The organism is Streptomyces sp. NRRL F-6492, from assembly GCF_001280125.1.
In the GTDB taxonomy this organism is placed as follows: domain Bacteria; phylum Actinomycetota; class Actinomycetes; order Streptomycetales; family Streptomycetaceae; genus Streptomyces.
On the sequence record NZ_LGEG01000263.1, the window covers coordinates 17,712 to 33,843 of the forward strand.

Consider the following 16,132-nt stretch of genomic DNA (forward strand, 5'->3'; position numbering starts at 1 on the left):
ACCGGTTTCCGCCCGGGGGTGGCGGTCAGGCAAGATGGGGTGTATCTGCCCACTCACTCTTTGCCGGACGGTTTCTCTTGGCTGAGTACATCTACACCATGCGCAAGACGCGCAAGGCGCACGGCGACAAGGTCATCCTCGATGACGTGACGCTGAGCTTCCTGCCCGGTGCGAAGATCGGTGTGGTCGGCCCGAACGGCGCCGGTAAGTCCACCGTGCTGAAGATCATGGCCGGCCTGGAGCAGCCCTCCAACGGCGATGCCTTCCTGTCGCCCGGATACTCCGTCGGCATCCTCATGCAGGAGCCGAAGCTCGACGAGTCCAAGACGGTCCTGGAGAACGTCGAGGACGGCGTCGCCGAGGTCAAGGGCAAGCTCAACCGGTTCAACGCGATCGCCGAGGAGATGGCGACGAACTACACCGACGAGCTCATGGAGGAGATGGGCAAGCTCCAGGACGACCTGGACCACGCCAACGCGTGGGACCTCGACGCCCAGCTGGAGCAGGCCATGGACGCCCTGGGCTGCCCGCCCGGCGACTGGCCCGTCGGCAACCTCTCCGGTGGCGAGAAGCGCCGCGTCGCGCTCTGCAAGCTGCTCCTGGAGGCCCCCGACCTCCTGCTGCTCGACGAGCCCACCAACCACCTCGACGCCGAGTCCGTGAACTGGCTGGAGCAGCACCTGGCCCAGTACAAGGGCACCGTCGTGGCCATCACCCACGACCGGTACTTCCTCGACAACGTCGCCGAGTGGATCCTGGAGCTCGACCGCGGCCGCGCCCACCCGTACGAGGGCAACTACTCGACCTACCTGGAGAAGAAGGCCGAGCGCCTCAAGGTCGAGGGCCGCAAGGACGAGAAGCGCCAGAAGCGCCTCAAGGAAGAGCTGGAGTGGGTCCGCTCCAACGCCAAGGGCCGCCAGGCCAAGTCCAAGGCCCGCCTCGCCCGCTACGAGGAGATGGCCGCCGAGGCCGACAAGATGCGGAAGCTGGACTTCGAGGAGATCCAGATCCCGCCGGGCCCGCGCCTGGGCTCCGTCGTCGTCGAGGTCAACAACCTCTCCAAGGCCTTCGGCGACAAGGTCCTCATCGACGACCTCAGCTTCACCCTGCCGCGCAACGGCATCGTCGGCATCATCGGCCCGAACGGCGCCGGCAAGACCACGCTCTTCAAGATGATCCAGGGCTTCGAGAAGCCCGACTCCGGAGACATCCGCGTCGGCGAGACCGTCAAGATCTCCTACGTCGACCAGGGCCGCTCCAACATCGACCCGAAGAAGACGCTGTGGGCCGTCGTCTCCGACGAGCTCGACTACATCAACGTCGGCCAGGTCGAGATGCCGTCCCGCGCCTACGTCTCCGCGTTCGGCTTCAAGGGCCCGGACCAGCAGAAGCCGGCCGGCGTGCTCTCCGGAGGCGAGCGCAACCGCCTCAACCTCGCGCTCACCCTCAAGCAGGGCGGCAACCTGCTGCTCCTCGACGAGCCCACCAACGACCTCGACGTCGAGACCCTGTCCTCCCTGGAGAACGCGCTCCTCGACTTCCCCGGCTGCGCCGTGGTCGTCTCCCACGACCGCTGGTTCCTCGACCGGGTCGCCACGCACATCCTGGCGTACGAGGGCGACTCCAAGTGGTTCTGGTTCGAGGGCAACTTCGAGTCGTACGAGAAGAACAAGGTCGAGCGGCTCGGCCCGGACGCGACCCGTCCGCACCGCGCCACCCACAAGAAGCTGACCCGGGGCTGACGGACCCATGGCGAGGCACATCTACAGCTGCCCCCTGCGCTGGTCGGACATGGACGCCTTCGGGCACGTCAACAACGTCGTCTTCCTGCGGTACCTGGAAGAGGCGCGGATCGACTTCATGTTCCGCCTGGCGCCGGGGAACGGCTCCCCCTCGTTCTCCGGCGGGTCCGTCGTGGCCCGGCACGAGATCGACTACGTGCGACCGCTGGTCCACCGGCACGAGCCGGTGACCGTCGAGTCGTGGGTCACGAAGATAGGCGCGGCGTCGCTGACGATCGCGTACGAGATCAAGGACCCCGACACGGTGTACGTACGGGCGTCCACGGTCGTCGTGCCCTTCGACCTGGAGGCGCAGCGGCCCCGGCGGATCACCGCCGAGGAGCGCTCCTTCCTGGAGGAGTACGTGGACGACGGGATGACCGCCGCCGCATGACCGTCCTCGCGCCGCTGCACTTCGCCGACGCCCGGGAGGCGGCGGCCCTCGCCGCCTTCCTCACCCGGCTCGTCCACTACGACCGGGCCGCCGCCGTCCGCCTCCAGGCGGGCGGCGGGGCGCTGGCCGTCTTCGGACGGCCGCCGTCCTTCGAGGTGCTCGCGATCCGCACGGCCCGGCTCGTCGACGCCGTGGACCTCGACGTCACCGTCTCCGCCGGCGAACTCCTCGACGGCATCGAGGAGACGGCGGGCAAGGCGGTCGTCCCCGGCGCCGTGACCGGGCCGCCCTGGGCGGGCGTGCTGCCGCCGCGCTCCGGCTGGCGGCCGGTCGAGGGCCTCCCCGGCGCCGCCGAGATGCGGGGCGCGGTCGCGGCGGCCGTCGCCGAGTTCCGCACGCGGGACGAGGCACTGCCCGAGGAGCGGCGCACCCGGACCGAGCGCGACCGGATCGGCCGCGAGATCTGGACCAGGACCCTCGGCGCCACCGGACTGCCCCTGCGGGCCGTCCACGCCGCCCAGTCCCTCGGCTTCCTGCCGCCCGCCGGGACGGAGGAGGGCCCGGTCGCCCTGTTCGCCTCGGGCCCGTGGCTGCGGCTGCGCACCCCGTACGGCTCCGTCGCCCTCCGCACCGTACCGATGGCGCTGCCGGTGGCCCCGGGGCGCTGACCGCCCCGGCCCTCAGCGCTCCGCGTCGTCCGGCCAGACGCCGATGTGGTCCTGCTCCAGCTCCAGGGCCACCCGGTGCTCCATGCCGAGCGCCTTGGTGTACTCCGCCGGGAGCTGGAGGCGGCCCGCGCGGTCGAGCATCGCGTACTCCCGGGCCACCAGCGACTCCTGGCCCTGGTCGTCGACCTCCGTGCGGCGCAGGACCTCCGAGGAGGTGCGGCCGTCGCGGATGGCGACCGTGCGGCGCACCTCGGAGGCGACCGCCTGGTCGTGCGTGACGATCACGATCGTCGTGCCCAGCTCCTCGTTGGCACGGCGGAAGGCCGCGAAGACCTGCTCGCCGGTGGCCGAGTCCAGCTCGCCGGTCGGCTCGTCGGCGAGGAGCACGGCCGGGTTGTTGGCCAGGGCCACCGCGATGGCCACCCGCTGCTGCTGGCCGCCGGAGAGCTGGTGCGGCCGGCGGTCGCGGATCTCCGCGATGCCCAGCATCGCGAGCAGCTCCTCCGCCCGCTCCGTCTTCCGCCGCGCCTTCGACCCGCCCCGCAACTGCATGGGCAGCGCCACGTTCTGCGCGGCCGTCAGATAGGGGAACAGGTTGCGGGCGGTCTGCTGCCAGACGAAGCCGACGACCTCGCGCCGGTAGCGCAGCCGCGCCCCGCCGTCCATCGCGAGCAGGTCGCACCCCGCGACCCGGGCCGCGCCGGCGGTCGGCACGTCCAGGCCCGCCAGGATGTTCATCAGCGTCGACTTGCCGGAGCCCGACGCGCCGACCAGGGCCATCAGCTCGCCCTCCTTCACCAGGAGGTCGAGGCCCTGGAGCGCCTGCACCTCCACCCCGTCCGTGGTGAAGATGCGGACGAGCCGGTCGCAGGCGATGAGGGCGTCGTGACCGTACGAGGGCCGGTCGCGCCGTGCCGTCGCCCGCCGCTCCAGCTCTTCGAGGGTCGCGGCCCCGGCCGCTCCGGCCTCCGCCGCCCCGGCCCCGTCCCGGATCCCGGTCTTCGTCATCGCGCGTCTCCCGCCCTGAGTTCCTTGATCGAGCTCCTGCGCCCCGCCCACCAGGCCTGTCCGGCCGCCGCCAGCCCCGTCAGGAGCACGACGGCGAGCGCCGGGACGAGCAGCGACCACGGGTCCGCCCGCAGCGGGGCGCCGTCGAGCCGGGCGAGGCCCGGGGCCGTCGCGAGCGCCAACCGGAACAGGTCGATGCCCGGCGCGAGCAGCGGCACCGTCGCCCAGCCCGCGAGCGCGCCGCCGAGCGCGGCGAGGACCGCCTGCGGCAGCGCCTCCAGACCGAGCAGCCGCCGCCCCTGCCGCCTGGTCAGGCCCATCGTCCGTAGCCGGGCGAGCAGGGCGTTCCGCTCCGGCGCGCCCTGCGCGAGCGAGAGCAGCACGGCCACCACGGCGTAGCCGGCGCCCGCGCCGATCGCGCCCAGGTAGCTCCGCTCGGCGCCCGTCTGGAGCGGCGAGTCCACGTACGTGGCCCGCTCCTCGCTCCGCAGCCTCACCACGAAGGCGTCCGACCGCTCCCGCACGGCGCCCCGCAGCGCGGCCCCGTCCACCGGTCCCGTGACGAGCAGCGCGGTGGCCGCCCGGCGGGTGAGGTCGGCGCCGTTGACGAGGAGGAAGTCCTCGCCGGGCAGGGCCGGGGTGGCCGGCCGGACGCCGACCACCTTCACCTTGAACGTCCCGGCCGCCGCCACGACCTCCATCGGCTCGCGGCCGAGCCGCTCGGCCACCGACGGCGAGGCGATCGCGGGCAGCACCCGCCCGGTGTCGGCCACGGCGCCCTCCCCGCCCTTCCCCGTCGAGGCCAGCAGCTCCGCCGGGAACGCGCCGAAGCCGGTCCGCTTCGCCAGCCGGGTGTACGAGGCGGGGTCGACGCCCACCAGCGGCGCGCTCATCGCCCGGGCGGTGGTGCCCTCGTGGGACGGCAGGTCCACCCCGTACTCGATCTGCACCGGCGCCAGGTCCCGCACCCCCGCCGTGCCGCGCACGTCCTCGGCGAGGCCCGCCGGCAGCGGGGTCCACTCGACCGAGCCGTCGATCCGGGCGTCCGCACCGGTCGCCAGGAGCGCGGCCCGGTCGCGGGCGTCGGCGACGCCCGCGAGGACGGAACCGCCGAAGGCCGCCGTGGTCAGCGCGAGGACGAGGGCGAGCAGCGGGAGCGTGCCGGTCGAGGACGAGCGGCCGGCGCGGGCCAGGGCCAGCGGGCCGACGGCCCCGCGCAGCCGGCGGGCCGGGCGGGCCAGCCACCGCAGCGGCAGCGGATAGACCCGTACGAGCACCACGGCGGCGATCAGGCCGACCAGGACGGGGGCGGCGCTCACCAGGTGGTCGCCGGAGTCGCCCGCGCCGCGCAGCCGCAGCGAGGCGACCGCGCCCACGGCCAGGACGAGCAGGGTGAGTTCGAGGACCGTGCGGCGCCGGGAGGGGCGCGCGGTCAGCAGGTCGTCGCGGCCGCCGTGCAGCCGGGGGCGCCGGTGCAGGACGACCGCCCGCAGCGGCAGGACGAGCATCGCGACCAGGGCGACGGCGGAGGCGGCGAGGAGGGAGGGGCCGAGGGGGATCCCGTCGGCCGCTCCCGGCCCTCCGCCGGGCGGACGGACCGTCACGACCGCGAGGCCCAGGGCGAGCGCGGCGGCCGGCACGGCGACCGCCGAGGTCTCGCCGAGCAGCCGCAGCCCGATGCCGGTGAGGGAGGCGCCCCGGGAGCGGAGCAGCGCGAGTTCGCCGTCGCGGCGGGCGGTGAAGAGGCCGCCGGTCATGGCGAGGACGACGGCCGCGACCGCGCCGGTCCCGAAGACGGCGACGGCCACGACCGGGGCGATCGCGTCGCGCATCGAGCGGTACGCGTCGACGATCTCGTCGAGACCGGTGGTGAGGGCGCCGCTGCCGCCCATGGCCTCGCGCATCCTGACCAGGCCGGGGCCGCCGCCGGCGGAGGCGAGGGCGGCGGAGAGCCGGTCGGTGTCCCGTCCGGTGAGGTGGCCGGCCGTCGGCACGAACCGGAAGAAGACCTCCTTCTCGCCGACGGTGGCGAGCACCGAGGACGCCGAGGAGGGGGAGAGGAGCAGGGCCGCCTGCCAGTAGTACTTCACCTCCTCCTCGACCAGCGGGGCGAGCGTGGGCGCCCGCAGCAGCGGCTCCACCGCCCAGTAGGCGGTCTCGGGGCCGCGCGGCTCCACGACGCCGGTGACCGTGACGGCGAGCGGCTCGCCGCTCCGGCTCGGCACGTGCACGACCGAGCCGGGCTTCAGGCGCAGGGCCTCGGCGGTCCTCGCGGTCACGACCGCCTCCGGACGGAGGGCGGTGCCCCCGGCGGGCCGGCCCTGCCGGAGCGTCGCGTGGTGGGACAGGTCGGAGGGCGAGGAGAGCACGAACTGCGGGGAGAGCCCGTCGGGCCGGGGCAGCCAGGGGTCGAGCCCCTCGACCCGGTCGATCGTGCGGACGCCGTGGACGGCCTGCGCCGGGTCGGTCCGGATCGGGTCGGGCAGCAGGGCCCGCAGCGCGTCGCCCCGCTTCCGCAGGGCCGCGGAGGTCAGGTTCGCCCCGTACTCGGCCGGGGTGGCGACGGGCAGCGTCGCGTTCAGTTCGAGGACGCTGTCGCGGGGCGCGGCGGACGCGACGTCGTGCCGGAGGCCCTCGGTCTCGTACCGGTCGACCGCCCGCGGCAGCGCCGCCGCGAGGTAGGCGGTGACCAGGACGAGCAGCGCGAGCGCAGCGGCGGCCCGGGGCGCGGTCCGCAACCGGGTCCGCACCCAGGGGGCCACGACGGGGGCGGGCCTGCCGGGCGGCGCGGGATGCCCGGTCCCGGAGGGGCGGCCGCGCTCGGAAGGCTCGTCGGGCCGGGAGGGCGGCATGTCGGGGGCCTTCCTGCGTACGTCGGGTTCGTCGGCGCCGCCCCTGTCCGGGACGGCGGATGTCTCGTCGGGGCCCCGGACCCCGTCCGGCGTCCCGTGCCCGTCGTGCGCCGGCATCAGCTCGCCCCCTGGTGGCGCAGGGTCACGACCGGGTCCGTGCGGCGCAGGGCGATCGTGGCGACGATGGCCAGGGGGAGCGCGGCGACTCCGGCGATCAGCAGGGCGACCTGGCCGAGCGGGAGTTCCACCAGGACCGGCGGGACGGGCCGGGCGGCCTGGCCGGTGAGGACGACGAGCGGGACGACCGCCCGGGCCAGGACCGTGCCGAGCCCGATGCCGACGAGCAGGCCGATGCCGATGAGCAGCCCCTGTTCGGCGGCGATCAGCCGGGCGAGCCGCCGCTGCGGCGTCCCGAGCGCCCGCAGTATCCCGAACTCGGCGGACCGTTCCCGCATCGCGCCGGCCGAGCCGACCGCGAAGCCGACGGCGGCGAGCGCGGCGGCGGCCGCGGCCACCGCCATCAGGGCCGCGTCGGAGCCCGCGCCGAGCGGGTCGCCGAGGAGTTCGGCGGCGACCTCGTCGCGTACGAGGACCTGGGCCGGGTCCGCGTCGGGGCGGGCCCGCAGGGCGGCGGCGACCTCGGCCGTCCTCCCCGGGGCGGTGGTCAGCCACCACTCGGTGGCCGGCACGGACAGGGTCCCGTCGCCGGACCCGGCCAGGTACCGGTTGACGGCGACCAGGTCGAGGAGGACCGCGCCGCCGTCCGCGGGGGTGGTCACGGACGCGCCCGCGGAGGCCGTCGGGCCCGTGGTCGGCAGCTCCTCGACCACCCGGTCGACGACGACGGGGACCCGCAGGCCGTCGAGGGTGACCTCGACGGTGTCGCCGGGCTCGGCGCCGGCCGCCGTCATGAAGGCCCCGGTGGCCACGGCCGGCAGCCGCTCGGGCGGCTTCGGCGCGGGCGCCGCCATCCGCAGGGTGTACTCCTCCGGCCTCGCGCGGAGGTCGCCGGCCCCGGCGCCCCGCACCCCGAACGAGACGGAGTACGGCGCGGATCCGCCGGGCCCGGCCGGGCCGGGGGCGCCGCCCGCCGTACCGCTCCTCCGTCCCGCGTCGCTCTCGGTCTGCTCGACGCCGGACGACCAGCCGTCGAGGACCTTCGCGGGGGAGGACGTCCGCGTGCCGCCGTCCGCCCCGGTGGTGGCGAGGCCCTCGACGCGGACGGTGCGGACGTGGTGCGGGCCCGCGGCGATCCCGCCGTCGAACTCCAGGCCGGTGAGGGTGAGCAGGCCGCCGGAGCCGCGGCCGGCGTCGCCGCCGGGCACGGCGGTGAGGGCGCCGAGGTCGAGGACCAGCCGGTGGACGCGGTCGTCGGAGGGCAGCGTGCCCAGGGTCTGCCGGTACGGGACGCCGCTCGGGTCCTCCAGGACGGCCGTGACCCGGGAGGCCCCGCTGCCCTCCGGCGCGGCGGCCCGCAGGTCCACGGCGAGCGTCCGGATCCCGGCGGTCAGCGCGAGGCCGGGGCGGTGGCCGGCCGCCGGGGCCAGCGGGGCGAGCAGGGCCGGGGCCGTGGTGCCGGCGAGGTCGGGGCGCAGCAGCAGGCCGTTCGCGGCGTTCCGGGTGTCGACGGCGAGGACGGTGGCGTTCCGGCCGGACACGTCCATGGCGGTGCGGTGCACGGGCGCCACGGCCGCGACGCCCGGCACGGCGCCGAGCCGCTCGGTCCGCGTGGGCTCGCCGGGGCCGGGGCTCAGGACGCGGACGTCCGTCCCGGTCCGGAAGTCGGCCTGGTCGCGCTGCGAACGCTCCCACGAGCCGCTCTGCCCGATGGCCAGCATGCCCATCGCCACGGCGAGGACGAGCAGGAGGACGGGGCCCGCGCCCCGCAGCGGCCGGCGGCTGAACTGCCAGCCGGCGAGGGCGGCGGAGAGCCCGCGCCCGCCGGCCGCGCGCCGCTCGGCCAGCTTGGCGGCGGGCGGCAGCAGCCGCAGCGTCAGGACGGTCCCGGCGAGCAGGGCGAGGGCGGGCGCGGCGACGAGCACCGGGTCGATCGAGCCCCCGCCGTCCCCGTCCGCGCCCAGGGTGCCGCCCGCGGCGGCGGGCCGCTGGAGCTGCCAGTAGGCGACGGCGGCGACGGCGAGCAGACCGAGGTCCGCCCCGGCCCGCACCGGGCCGGGCAGCGAGGCCGAGCGTGCCTCGCGCAGCGAGACGGCCGCGCCGTCCCCGGCGGCCAGCGCGGGCGCCACGACGGCCGCCGCGCAGCACAGCGCCACCACGGCGGCCACCAGCCACACCGGGAGCGAGGGCGAGGTGTCGAGCCGCACCCCGAGCGAGGAGAGCGCGGACCGCTCGGCGAAGAGCCCGGTCAGCGGGCCGGACAGGAGCGGGGCCGCGAGCGCCGCAGGCAGGGCGAGCAGCAGCGCCTCGGCGGCGGCGAGCCCGGCGATCCGGCGCCGCGAGCCGCCGCGCGCCCGCAGCAGCGCCGTCTCGCCGGAGCGCTCGGTGCTGAGCAGCCGGGCGACCAGCAGCAGCGCGTACGCGGCGAGCAGCACCAGCTGCACGGCGACGATCAGCAGGGTGGAGCGGGAGACGAGCAGGGCCCGTTCGGTCCGGTCCAGGACGGCGGGCAGCGCGGTGGTCGCCGAGACCGTCGCGCCGAACGCGGTCCGGTTCTCGGCCAGGGCCTTCGGGCCCTCGGTCGCGGCGGCGCGCAGGGCGTCCATCCGGTCCGTGGTGAAGCCGGTGAAGTCGGCGGTGCCGAGCCAGGAGGTGTCGCCGCGGCTCAGCGCCCCGGAGGCGAGGACGGCCGGGTCGACGAGCAGCGGCTCGTACGTCGTGAACGCGACCGTCCGCACGCCCCGGCCGCCCGCCGGGTCGAGCCGCCAGTAGAGGTCGGAGGTGTCCACGGGCCGGTAGACCCCGGTGATCCGGGCCTTCACCCGCTTCTCGGTGAGCCGGTCGGTGAGGTCGAGGACGGTGCCGGGGCCGGCCTTCAGGCGCCGGGCCGCCTCCTCGGGCAGCGCCGTCTCGACCGTGCCGCCGGTTCGGGCGGCCGAGGGCCAGGAGCCCCGGACGAGGGAGAGCCGCGAGCGGTCGAGCGCGGCGAAGCGGGTGAGGTCGGGGTCGCCCTGGCGGGCGGCGGCGGACCGCAGGCTCCGGGGCAGGGCGTACGACCCCGAGCGTTCGAGCCGCCGCACGGTCACCGGCAGTCCGTCGAAGGACGCCCGCATCCCGTCGCGGACGGCGGCGTCGGCACCGGCCCGCCTCTCGGCGGGCACCTGGCCGACGACGAGCAGCGAGGCGGCGGCCGCGGACCTGCCCCGCAGGCCCGCCTGGAGCGCGGCGTCCCCGATCGCGCCGGAGAAGGCGGCGAGGGTGGCGAGCACCGAGGTGGTCAGGAGCACGGAGAGCAGCGCGGCGGCGAGCAGCAGCCGGTGCGCCCTGACACGCAGAAATACGAACCCCGTCACCCGTCCCCCTGGCCACCCTGATCACGGTCCGCGTGTCGAACGCTTTCCGAACGCCTCCGGACCCCTCCCGGATGCTTTCAGAGTGCACGCACGGCTGGAAACCGCTTGCGGGCCGACCTTGATCCGATCGTGACCGTTATCCGGTGTTCCGGCTCCGGAATGTGCCCGTCCGTGCGGCGGAACCGACCGGACGCGCCCGCGGGGTCAGCCGGCCGTGTTCACCATCGAGGCGGCGGCATAGGTGAAGTACCGCCAGAGCTCCGCCTCGTACGCGGGCGCCAGACCGAGCTCGTCCAGGGCGGTCCGCATGTGGCGGAGCCAGGCGTCGTGCGCGGCCCGGTCCACGGCGAAGGGGGCGTGGCGCATCCGGAGGCGGGGGTGGCCCCGGCGGTCGCTGTAGGTGCGGGGCCCGCCCCAGTACTGGATGAGGAAGAGGGCGAAGCGCTCCTCGGCGGGGCCGAGGTCCTCCTCGGGGTACATCGGGCGCAGCAGCGGGTCCTCCGCGACGCCCTCGTAGAAGCGGTGGACGAGACGGCGGAACGTCTCCTCGCCGCCGACCTGCTCGTAGAAGGTCTGCTCCTGTGCGGTGTCCCCGGGAATCTCGCTCACCGCTCCATCGTCTCAGATGCCCCGGCCGAGGACCGGAGGTCCAGGACTCCGGCCCCCGGCCCCCTCGCGGGGTCAGTCCACGCGGATCGTGATCGTGGTCCAGGCGCCGACGTGCACCCGGTCGCCGTCCTTGAGCTGGACGGGGACGTAGGGCTGGATCGGCTCCTCGCCGCCGTTGATCGTGGTGCCGTTGGTGGAGTTCTGGTCCACCACCGCCCACGAGCCGTCCGGCTGCTGCACCAGGACCGCGTGCTGGTGCGAGACGCCCGGGTCCTCCGGCGGCACCGACAGGTCGATGTCGGGGGACTCGCCGGTGGAGTGCCGGCGGCGGCCGATGGAGATCTGGTTGCCCTGGAGCGGCACGTGCTTGTCCGGGGAGTACGCGGGCAGGTTCAGGCCCGTGGCCTCCGGGCCGCTGCGCTGCATCATCGCCATGAAGTACGCGCGGTCCGGACCGACGACCGCGCTCCAGTTCCGGGGCGCCTGCGGCGGCTGGAACTGCTGCGGCGGCGGGGCCTGGTGCTGCTGCGGAGGCGGCTGGGGGGCCTGGTGCTGCTGCTGCGGCGGGGGACCCTGGTGCGCGGGGGGCTGCGGCGGTCCCTGGTGCTGCGGCGGGGGCGGCGGGGCCTGGTGCGGAGGAGCCTGCCGCGGAGGAGCCTGCGGCGGCTGGGCCTGCTGCGGGGGCGCCTGCGGCGGCTGGTGCTGCGACGGCGGCGGCAGGAGCCAGTCGTCGTCCGCGCGCGGCTGCGGCGGCGCGGGCGGCGCCGGGGCCTGGGCGGGCGCCTGGAGGTACGGCGGCGGCGCCGGCTGCTGGTGCTGCGACGGCTGCTGCTGGGGCGCCTGCGGGCGCTGCTGCTGCGGCGGGGCCTGGTGGTGGGTGGGCTCGGCGCCCAGCGGCTCCGCCGGCCGGTTCACCTGCGAGGGCCGCGAGCCCTGGTAGCCGAACGGGTCCGACTGCTGCGGGGCGCCCGGCGGCGAGGTCTGGAAGCCCGGCGGCAGGTTCAGGCCGGGCGGCGGCCCGGGCTGGCGCGGCGGGAGGTTGGAGGGGGCCACCGGCGTGTACGAGGTCGCCGTGTTCGTGAGGAAGTTCCAGCGGCACTCCTCGCAGAACGGCGCCATGTGCTCGCGCGGCGTACGGCACTGCGGGCACAGCTCCGCCTGGGCCGTGGCGTTCGGATCGCCGCCGGGGCCGAAGCCGCCGGGAGCGGAGGGGGCACCGGGACCGACGGGGGCACCGGGGCCGCCCGGCCCGCCGTACGCGCCGGGACCGTCGAAAGCACCGGGTCCGTCGAAGGCACCGGGTCCGTTCGGACCGCCGTGGGCCCCCGGACCGCCGTGGCCGCCCGGACCGCCGTGGCCGCCCGGACCGCCGGGCGCGCCCGGCGGAGGACCCGCCGGGGGCCGGCCGGGACCACCGGGACCGCCCGGCCCGCCGGGGCCGGGGTATCCGTACGCGGGGGGCGGCGGCGGGGGAGGCGGCGGTACGGCACCCGTCGGCGCACCCGCCCCGGCCATGCGATGGCCGCAGACCTCGCACCAGTCGTCGGAGACCGACTGGTGTCCGTTCGGGCAGGTCGGCATGTCGGTGCTTCCCCCTCTCGTCGTCCGGCCCGCTGGCCGGGCTACCTCTTGACGCGAACGGTCTTCGTGGAGCGGGTCTCGAGTGTCATCTCGTCCGCTTCGGCGACCTTCGCCTTCAAACGCACAGTACCCGCCACCGCGTCGACCACGTCGACCACCTTCGAAAGCAGTTTCGCCGTATCCGCGTTGCCGGAGGCCGCCGCGAGCTGCACGGCACGCCCCAGTTTGGCCGTCGCGCCGTCGTGATCGCCCGATTTGCGGGCATCCAGTCCCTGCTGGATGGCGTCCGCCAGCTCGGCCTGGCCCGTGTAGTGCGCCACCTGCGGGTTGATCGACGTCGACATCGCCAGGTCGTCCGTCCACACCGCCCGTACCAGCCCTTGAGACAGCGGGCGGGCGTCGCCGCCCGCCGGGTCCGGGGCGATCAGGGAGACCCGGGCGGCGAGCATCTCCTGGCCGACGGCGGCCCGCGGCACCCGCACGCTCACGTGGTAGTCGCGGGACTCGTCGCCCCACGAGCCCGTCGGGTAGTCCCCGGCGCGCGGCCCCGCCTCCGTGCGCCGCCCGGTGAGGTCCTCGACCGCGGGCGCCACCTGCTTCACGAAGACGATCTCGACCCCGACCGGGGTCCACAGGCGCAGCGCGACGTCTGCCACGCCCTTGCCCATCGCCTGCTCCATCATCGCCGTGAAGTCGGCCGCGAGACCGGCCGGGTCGGCGACGATGTCGGCGGTGCCGAGGAGCGCCGAGGCGATCCCGGTGACCTCCTTGACCTCCCAGTCGGTGCCGACGCCGCGCGCGTCGCAGGTGAACCGGCCCGCGCAGGCGTCGAGCGCGGCCCGCAGCTCCTCGGGGGACTCGTGCTCGTTGCGCCCGTCGGTGAGCAGGATGCCGTGCCGGATGGTGAGGTCGGCGGAGGAGAGCAGCCGGTCCGCGAGGCGCAGCCAGGTGCCGATCGCCGTGCCGCCGCCCGCGGAGAGCCGGCGCAGCGCCTCCTTGGCCTCGCCCCGGGTGCGGGCGTCGGCGACGGCGAGCCGCCCGTCCCCCGGGTAGACCTCCTTGGCCACGTGGGTGCCGGCGACGACGGCGAAGGAGGTGCCGTCGCGCAGGGTGTCGACGGCGGCGGCGGTCGCCTCCCGCGCCCCGCGCATCTTGGCGGCCGGGTAGTCCATCGAGCCGGAGCAGTCGACCATGATCACGACGCCGGCCGCGCCGTGGCCGCCCGCGATCCCGGCCGCGCCGCCGGTGCCGCCGCCGGTCGAGGTGACCGTGACGATCGCGCTGACGTCCCTGCCGCCCTCCGGCAGGAACTCGTTCTGGTACACGTCCACCGAGAACTGGGGCACGGTCGACTTGGAGAAGTTCGCCATCTGTTCGGCTCCTCGGACAACGGCGGTGGGGTGGAGGGACGGGACCGGCGGCCGCTCAGGCGGGTCCCGCCCCCTGGGGAGGTACGGCGAACGGGACGAGCGCGACCGTGATGTTGTCGTGGCCCCCGCCGTCCAGGGCGTGCCCGACCAGGACCCGGGCGCCGTGCAGCGGGCGCTCCGCCGCGTCGGGCGGGACGACCCGGGCCATGTCGCCGGGGCCCTCCGCGTAGTTCCACAGGCCGTCCGTGCAGACCACCACCACGCCGGAACGGTCCGGCTTGAACGCGGCGGTGTGCGGGTCCAGTTCGTACGCGTCGGCGCCGAGCCAGCCGGTGATCGCGTGGGCGCGCTCGTCCGCGTACGCCTCGGCCTCGTTCATCAGGCCCGCCGCGACCATCTGCGCGGCCCACGAGTCGTCCTCGGTGAGCCGGGCGGCCGGGGCGGCGCGGTCGTCCGGCACCCAGTAGGCGCGGCTGTCGCCGATCCAGCCGACGACGAGCAGGCCGTCCGCGACGACGGAGCCGACGATGGTGCACGCGGGCGCGTTGCGGTGGGGCTCGCCGTCCGCCGCCTTCTCCGCCAGCGAGTTGACGGCCTCGGAGGCGGCGACGATCGCCTCGTGCATGGCCTGCTGCGGATGCGTGCCCCGGGGCAGCGCGGCGAGCAGCGAGGCGCCGGCCGCCTCGGCGGCGGCGGCGGAGGCCTCGTCGGGGCGGGTCGCCGAGGAGACGCCGTCGCAGACGACGGCGACGGTGGCGGGGGAGCCGTCGGGCAGGGTGGTCGCGGAGACGGCGAACGCGTCCTCGTTGCGGTGGTGGCGCAGCCCCCGGTCGCTGACGGCGGCCACGCCGGCGAGCTCCCGCTCCATGTGGTCCCGCTCGCGGGGCTGCGCGTGCCCGCAGTTCTCGCAGTACCCGTCGGTGTCCACCCGCCCGGCCCGGCAGGCCACGCAGAGCCCGGCGGCGTGCCCCGCCTCCGGCCCCGGGGCCGGGTCCGGTGCCGGTACGGGGGCCGGCGCCGGGTCGTCGACCCGTACGGCGGCCCGGGGGTCGGGCGCGGCCAGCTCGAAGTCCCCGGCGGGGGCGGGAGCCGTTGCCGGCGGCAGGTCGTGGCCGCCGGAGTCGGTGCCCGGCAGGTCGCCGGGGTGCTGGGTCACGGTCGAGAGCGAACCGGGCTCGCGGGGCGGGGCGTCCGGCCAGTTCACCGGGGTCCCGATCGCCACGGTCGGGCGGTCGGGGCCGGTCTCGGCGGCCGGGACGGCCGACAGGTCGTAGCCGCACGCCCCGCAGAACCGGTCACCCGACTCCAGCGGCTCCGCGCAGCCCGGGCAGGCGGCGAGTCCGTGCGACGGCTTCGGCTTCTGGGACATCCTCACACCCACGTCCGGGGGCGGAAGCGGTTGGCCCGCTCCACCAGTTCGATCCTTTCCCCGCCCTGCTGGGCGAGCCGGGCCAGCACCCGGTACGAGCGTTCGAGGCCGAAGCGCAGTCCGCGCTCGTCCAGTTCGCTCCCGAGCAGCAGCGCGCCGCCGCCCGGTGCCGCACCGGGACTCCCGGAGAGTACCCAGTCGAGGGCCGTTCCGAGGACCTCCGTCGACAACCGCTCCCGGCGCACCGCGTCCAGCCCGAAGCCCTGGAGCGCCGAGACCTGCGCCGCGGCCGCCGTCAGGTCGTCGCCGAGCGGCTCGGACGGCGGGCGCCGCCGCAGCCGCGCCCGCACGGCCGCGACCCGGGCCGCCGTGTAGTGGATCGACGCCCCGGGCACGGACTCCAGCGTCCGTACGGCTCCGGTGCGGTCGCCCGCCGCCAGCCGCACCCGGGCGAGCCCGAAGGCCGCGCTGACGAAGCCGGGGTCGGTGGCCCACACCAGGCGGTAGTACTCGGCGGCGTTGTCGAGCTGGCCGAAGCTGGCCGAGGACCTCGGCGCAGATCCCCAGGGCCAGCTTCGGCGCCGGCTCGCCGGGGAAGGCGTCGTACACCGCGTCGAAGGCGAGCGCCGCGTGCTCGTGGTCCCCGGTCACCAGGGAGGCGACGCCCCGGTACCAGACGACCCGCCAGTCGTCCGCGTCCCGCTCCTCCAGGCCCGCGAGGGTCCGGGCGGCGGCCGGCAGGTCGCGCAGCTCCAGCTCGGCCCGCAGGGTGCGGAGCCGCAGCTCGACGGAGGGCGCGGGCGCGGCCTGGAGCGCCCCGAGCAGCTCGACCGGCGCGGCGGCCACCAGACCGGACAGGAAACCGGCGTTGGGATCGCCCCCCCGGGCACGGGCTCCAGGGGCGGTAGGGCTCGGGGGCGGTCGCCGGCCCCCAGCCGCACCCGGGCGAGCCCGAAGGCCGCGCTGACGAAGCCGGGGTCGGTGGCCCACACCAGGCGGTAGTACTCGGCGGCGTTGTCGAGCTGGCCGA

At 76.1% G+C, this 16,132-nt stretch carries 10 protein-coding genes and 2 pseudogenes; 3 read left to right on the plus strand and 9 right to left on the minus strand.

Features of this window, described 5'->3' with window-relative positions:
• Positions 1 to 77 precede the first annotated feature (77 nt).
• From ettA to ADL08_RS30800, 3 genes are read left to right on the plus strand one after another with little or no spacing between them, the layout of a single operon-like run.
• On the plus strand, positions 78 to 1,742 hold the full coding sequence (gene ettA / locus ADL08_RS30790; protein WP_053648792.1) for an energy-dependent translational throttle protein EttA: 1,665 nt from the start codon (positions 78 to 80) through the stop codon (positions 1,740 to 1,742).
• Between the two features lie 7 nt (positions 1,743 to 1,749).
• Positions 1,750 to 2,175 carry an acyl-CoA thioesterase gene (locus ADL08_RS30795; RefSeq protein WP_053648794.1) on the plus strand — a complete coding sequence of 142 codons (426 nt, stop codon included), beginning with the start codon at positions 1,750 to 1,752 and terminating at the stop codon, positions 2,173 to 2,175.
• Positions 2,172 to 2,843, plus strand: coding sequence for a hypothetical protein (locus tag ADL08_RS30800; RefSeq protein ID WP_053648797.1), 672 nt, complete (start codon positions 2,172 to 2,174; stop codon positions 2,841 to 2,843). The genes ADL08_RS30795 and ADL08_RS30800 overlap by 4 nt, the downstream gene beginning before the upstream one ends.
• 12 nt (positions 2,844 to 2,855) lie before the next feature.
• Here ADL08_RS30800 and ADL08_RS30805 read toward each other — a convergent pair whose 3' ends face one another.
• From ADL08_RS30805 to ADL08_RS38550, 9 genes and pseudogenes are all read right to left on the minus strand, one after another.
• Entirely contained in the window at positions 2,856 to 3,851 is a 996-nt protein-coding gene (locus ADL08_RS30805) for an ABC transporter ATP-binding protein (RefSeq protein WP_053648799.1), read from the minus strand.
• Positions 3,848 to 6,820, minus strand: a complete 2,973-nt coding sequence (locus ADL08_RS30810; protein WP_234352326.1) for an FtsX-like permease family protein — start codon at positions 6,818 to 6,820, stop codon at positions 3,848 to 3,850. The genes ADL08_RS30805 and ADL08_RS30810 overlap by 4 nt, the downstream gene beginning before the upstream one ends.
• Entirely contained in the window at positions 6,820 to 10,173 is a 3,354-nt protein-coding gene (locus ADL08_RS30815) for an ABC transporter permease (protein WP_053648801.1), read from the minus strand. Before ADL08_RS30815 ends, ADL08_RS30810 begins: the two co-directional genes overlap by 1 nt.
• A 204-nt stretch (positions 10,174 to 10,377) precedes the next feature.
• Complete coding sequence (locus ADL08_RS30820; protein ID WP_053648803.1) at positions 10,378 to 10,782, minus strand: globin; 405 nt, start codon at positions 10,780 to 10,782, stop codon at positions 10,378 to 10,380.
• Positions 10,783 to 10,854: 72 nt separating this feature from the next.
• Positions 10,855 to 12,363 carry an FHA domain-containing protein gene (locus ADL08_RS30825; RefSeq protein ID WP_053648805.1) on the minus strand — a complete coding sequence of 503 codons (1,509 nt, stop codon included), beginning with the start codon at positions 12,361 to 12,363 and terminating at the stop codon, positions 10,855 to 10,857.
• Between the two features lie 41 nt (positions 12,364 to 12,404).
• Positions 12,405 to 13,733 carry a VWA domain-containing protein gene (locus ADL08_RS30830; protein ID WP_053648807.1) on the minus strand — a complete coding sequence of 443 codons (1,329 nt, stop codon included), beginning with the start codon at positions 13,731 to 13,733 and terminating at the stop codon, positions 12,405 to 12,407.
• Positions 13,734 to 13,788: 55 nt separating this feature from the next.
• A complete protein-coding gene (locus ADL08_RS30835; protein ID WP_053648810.1) occupies positions 13,789 to 15,102 on the minus strand; it encodes a PP2C family serine/threonine-protein phosphatase in 1,314 nt (437 codons plus the stop codon).
• Positions 15,103 to 15,104: 2 nt separating this feature from the next.
• Positions 15,105 to 15,987 (minus strand): annotated as a pseudogene (locus ADL08_RS38545) (tetratricopeptide repeat protein); the annotation flags it as partial.
• A 56-nt stretch (positions 15,988 to 16,043) separates the two neighbouring features.
• Positions 16,044 to 16,094 (minus strand): annotated as a pseudogene (locus ADL08_RS38550) (hypothetical protein); the annotation flags it as partial.
• Between the last annotated feature and the right edge of the window lie 38 nt (positions 16,095 to 16,132).

Coding starts and splice junctions, on each gene's coding strand:
- ADL08_RS30795 (WP_053648794.1), top strand. CDS start 1,750: ATGGCGAGGCACATCTACAGCTGCCCCCTGCGCTGGTCGGACATGGAC.
- ADL08_RS30800 (WP_053648797.1), top strand. CDS start 2,172: ATGACCGTCCTCGCGCCGCTGCACTTCGCCGACGCCCGGGAGGCGGCG.
- ADL08_RS30805 (WP_053648799.1), bottom strand. CDS start 3,851: ATGACGAAGACCGGGATCCGGGACGGGGCCGGGGCGGCGGAGGCCGGA.
- ADL08_RS30810 (WP_234352326.1), bottom strand. CDS start 6,820: ATGCCGGCGCACGACGGGCACGGGACGCCGGACGGGGTCCGGGGCCCC.
- ADL08_RS30825 (WP_053648805.1), bottom strand. CDS start 12,363: ATGCCGACCTGCCCGAACGGACACCAGTCGGTCTCCGACGACTGGTGC.
- ADL08_RS30830 (WP_053648807.1), bottom strand. CDS start 13,733: ATGGCGAACTTCTCCAAGTCGACCGTGCCCCAGTTCTCGGTGGACGTG.
- ADL08_RS30835 (WP_053648810.1), bottom strand. CDS start 15,102: ATGTCCCAGAAGCCGAAGCCGTCGCACGGACTCGCCGCCTGCCCGGGC.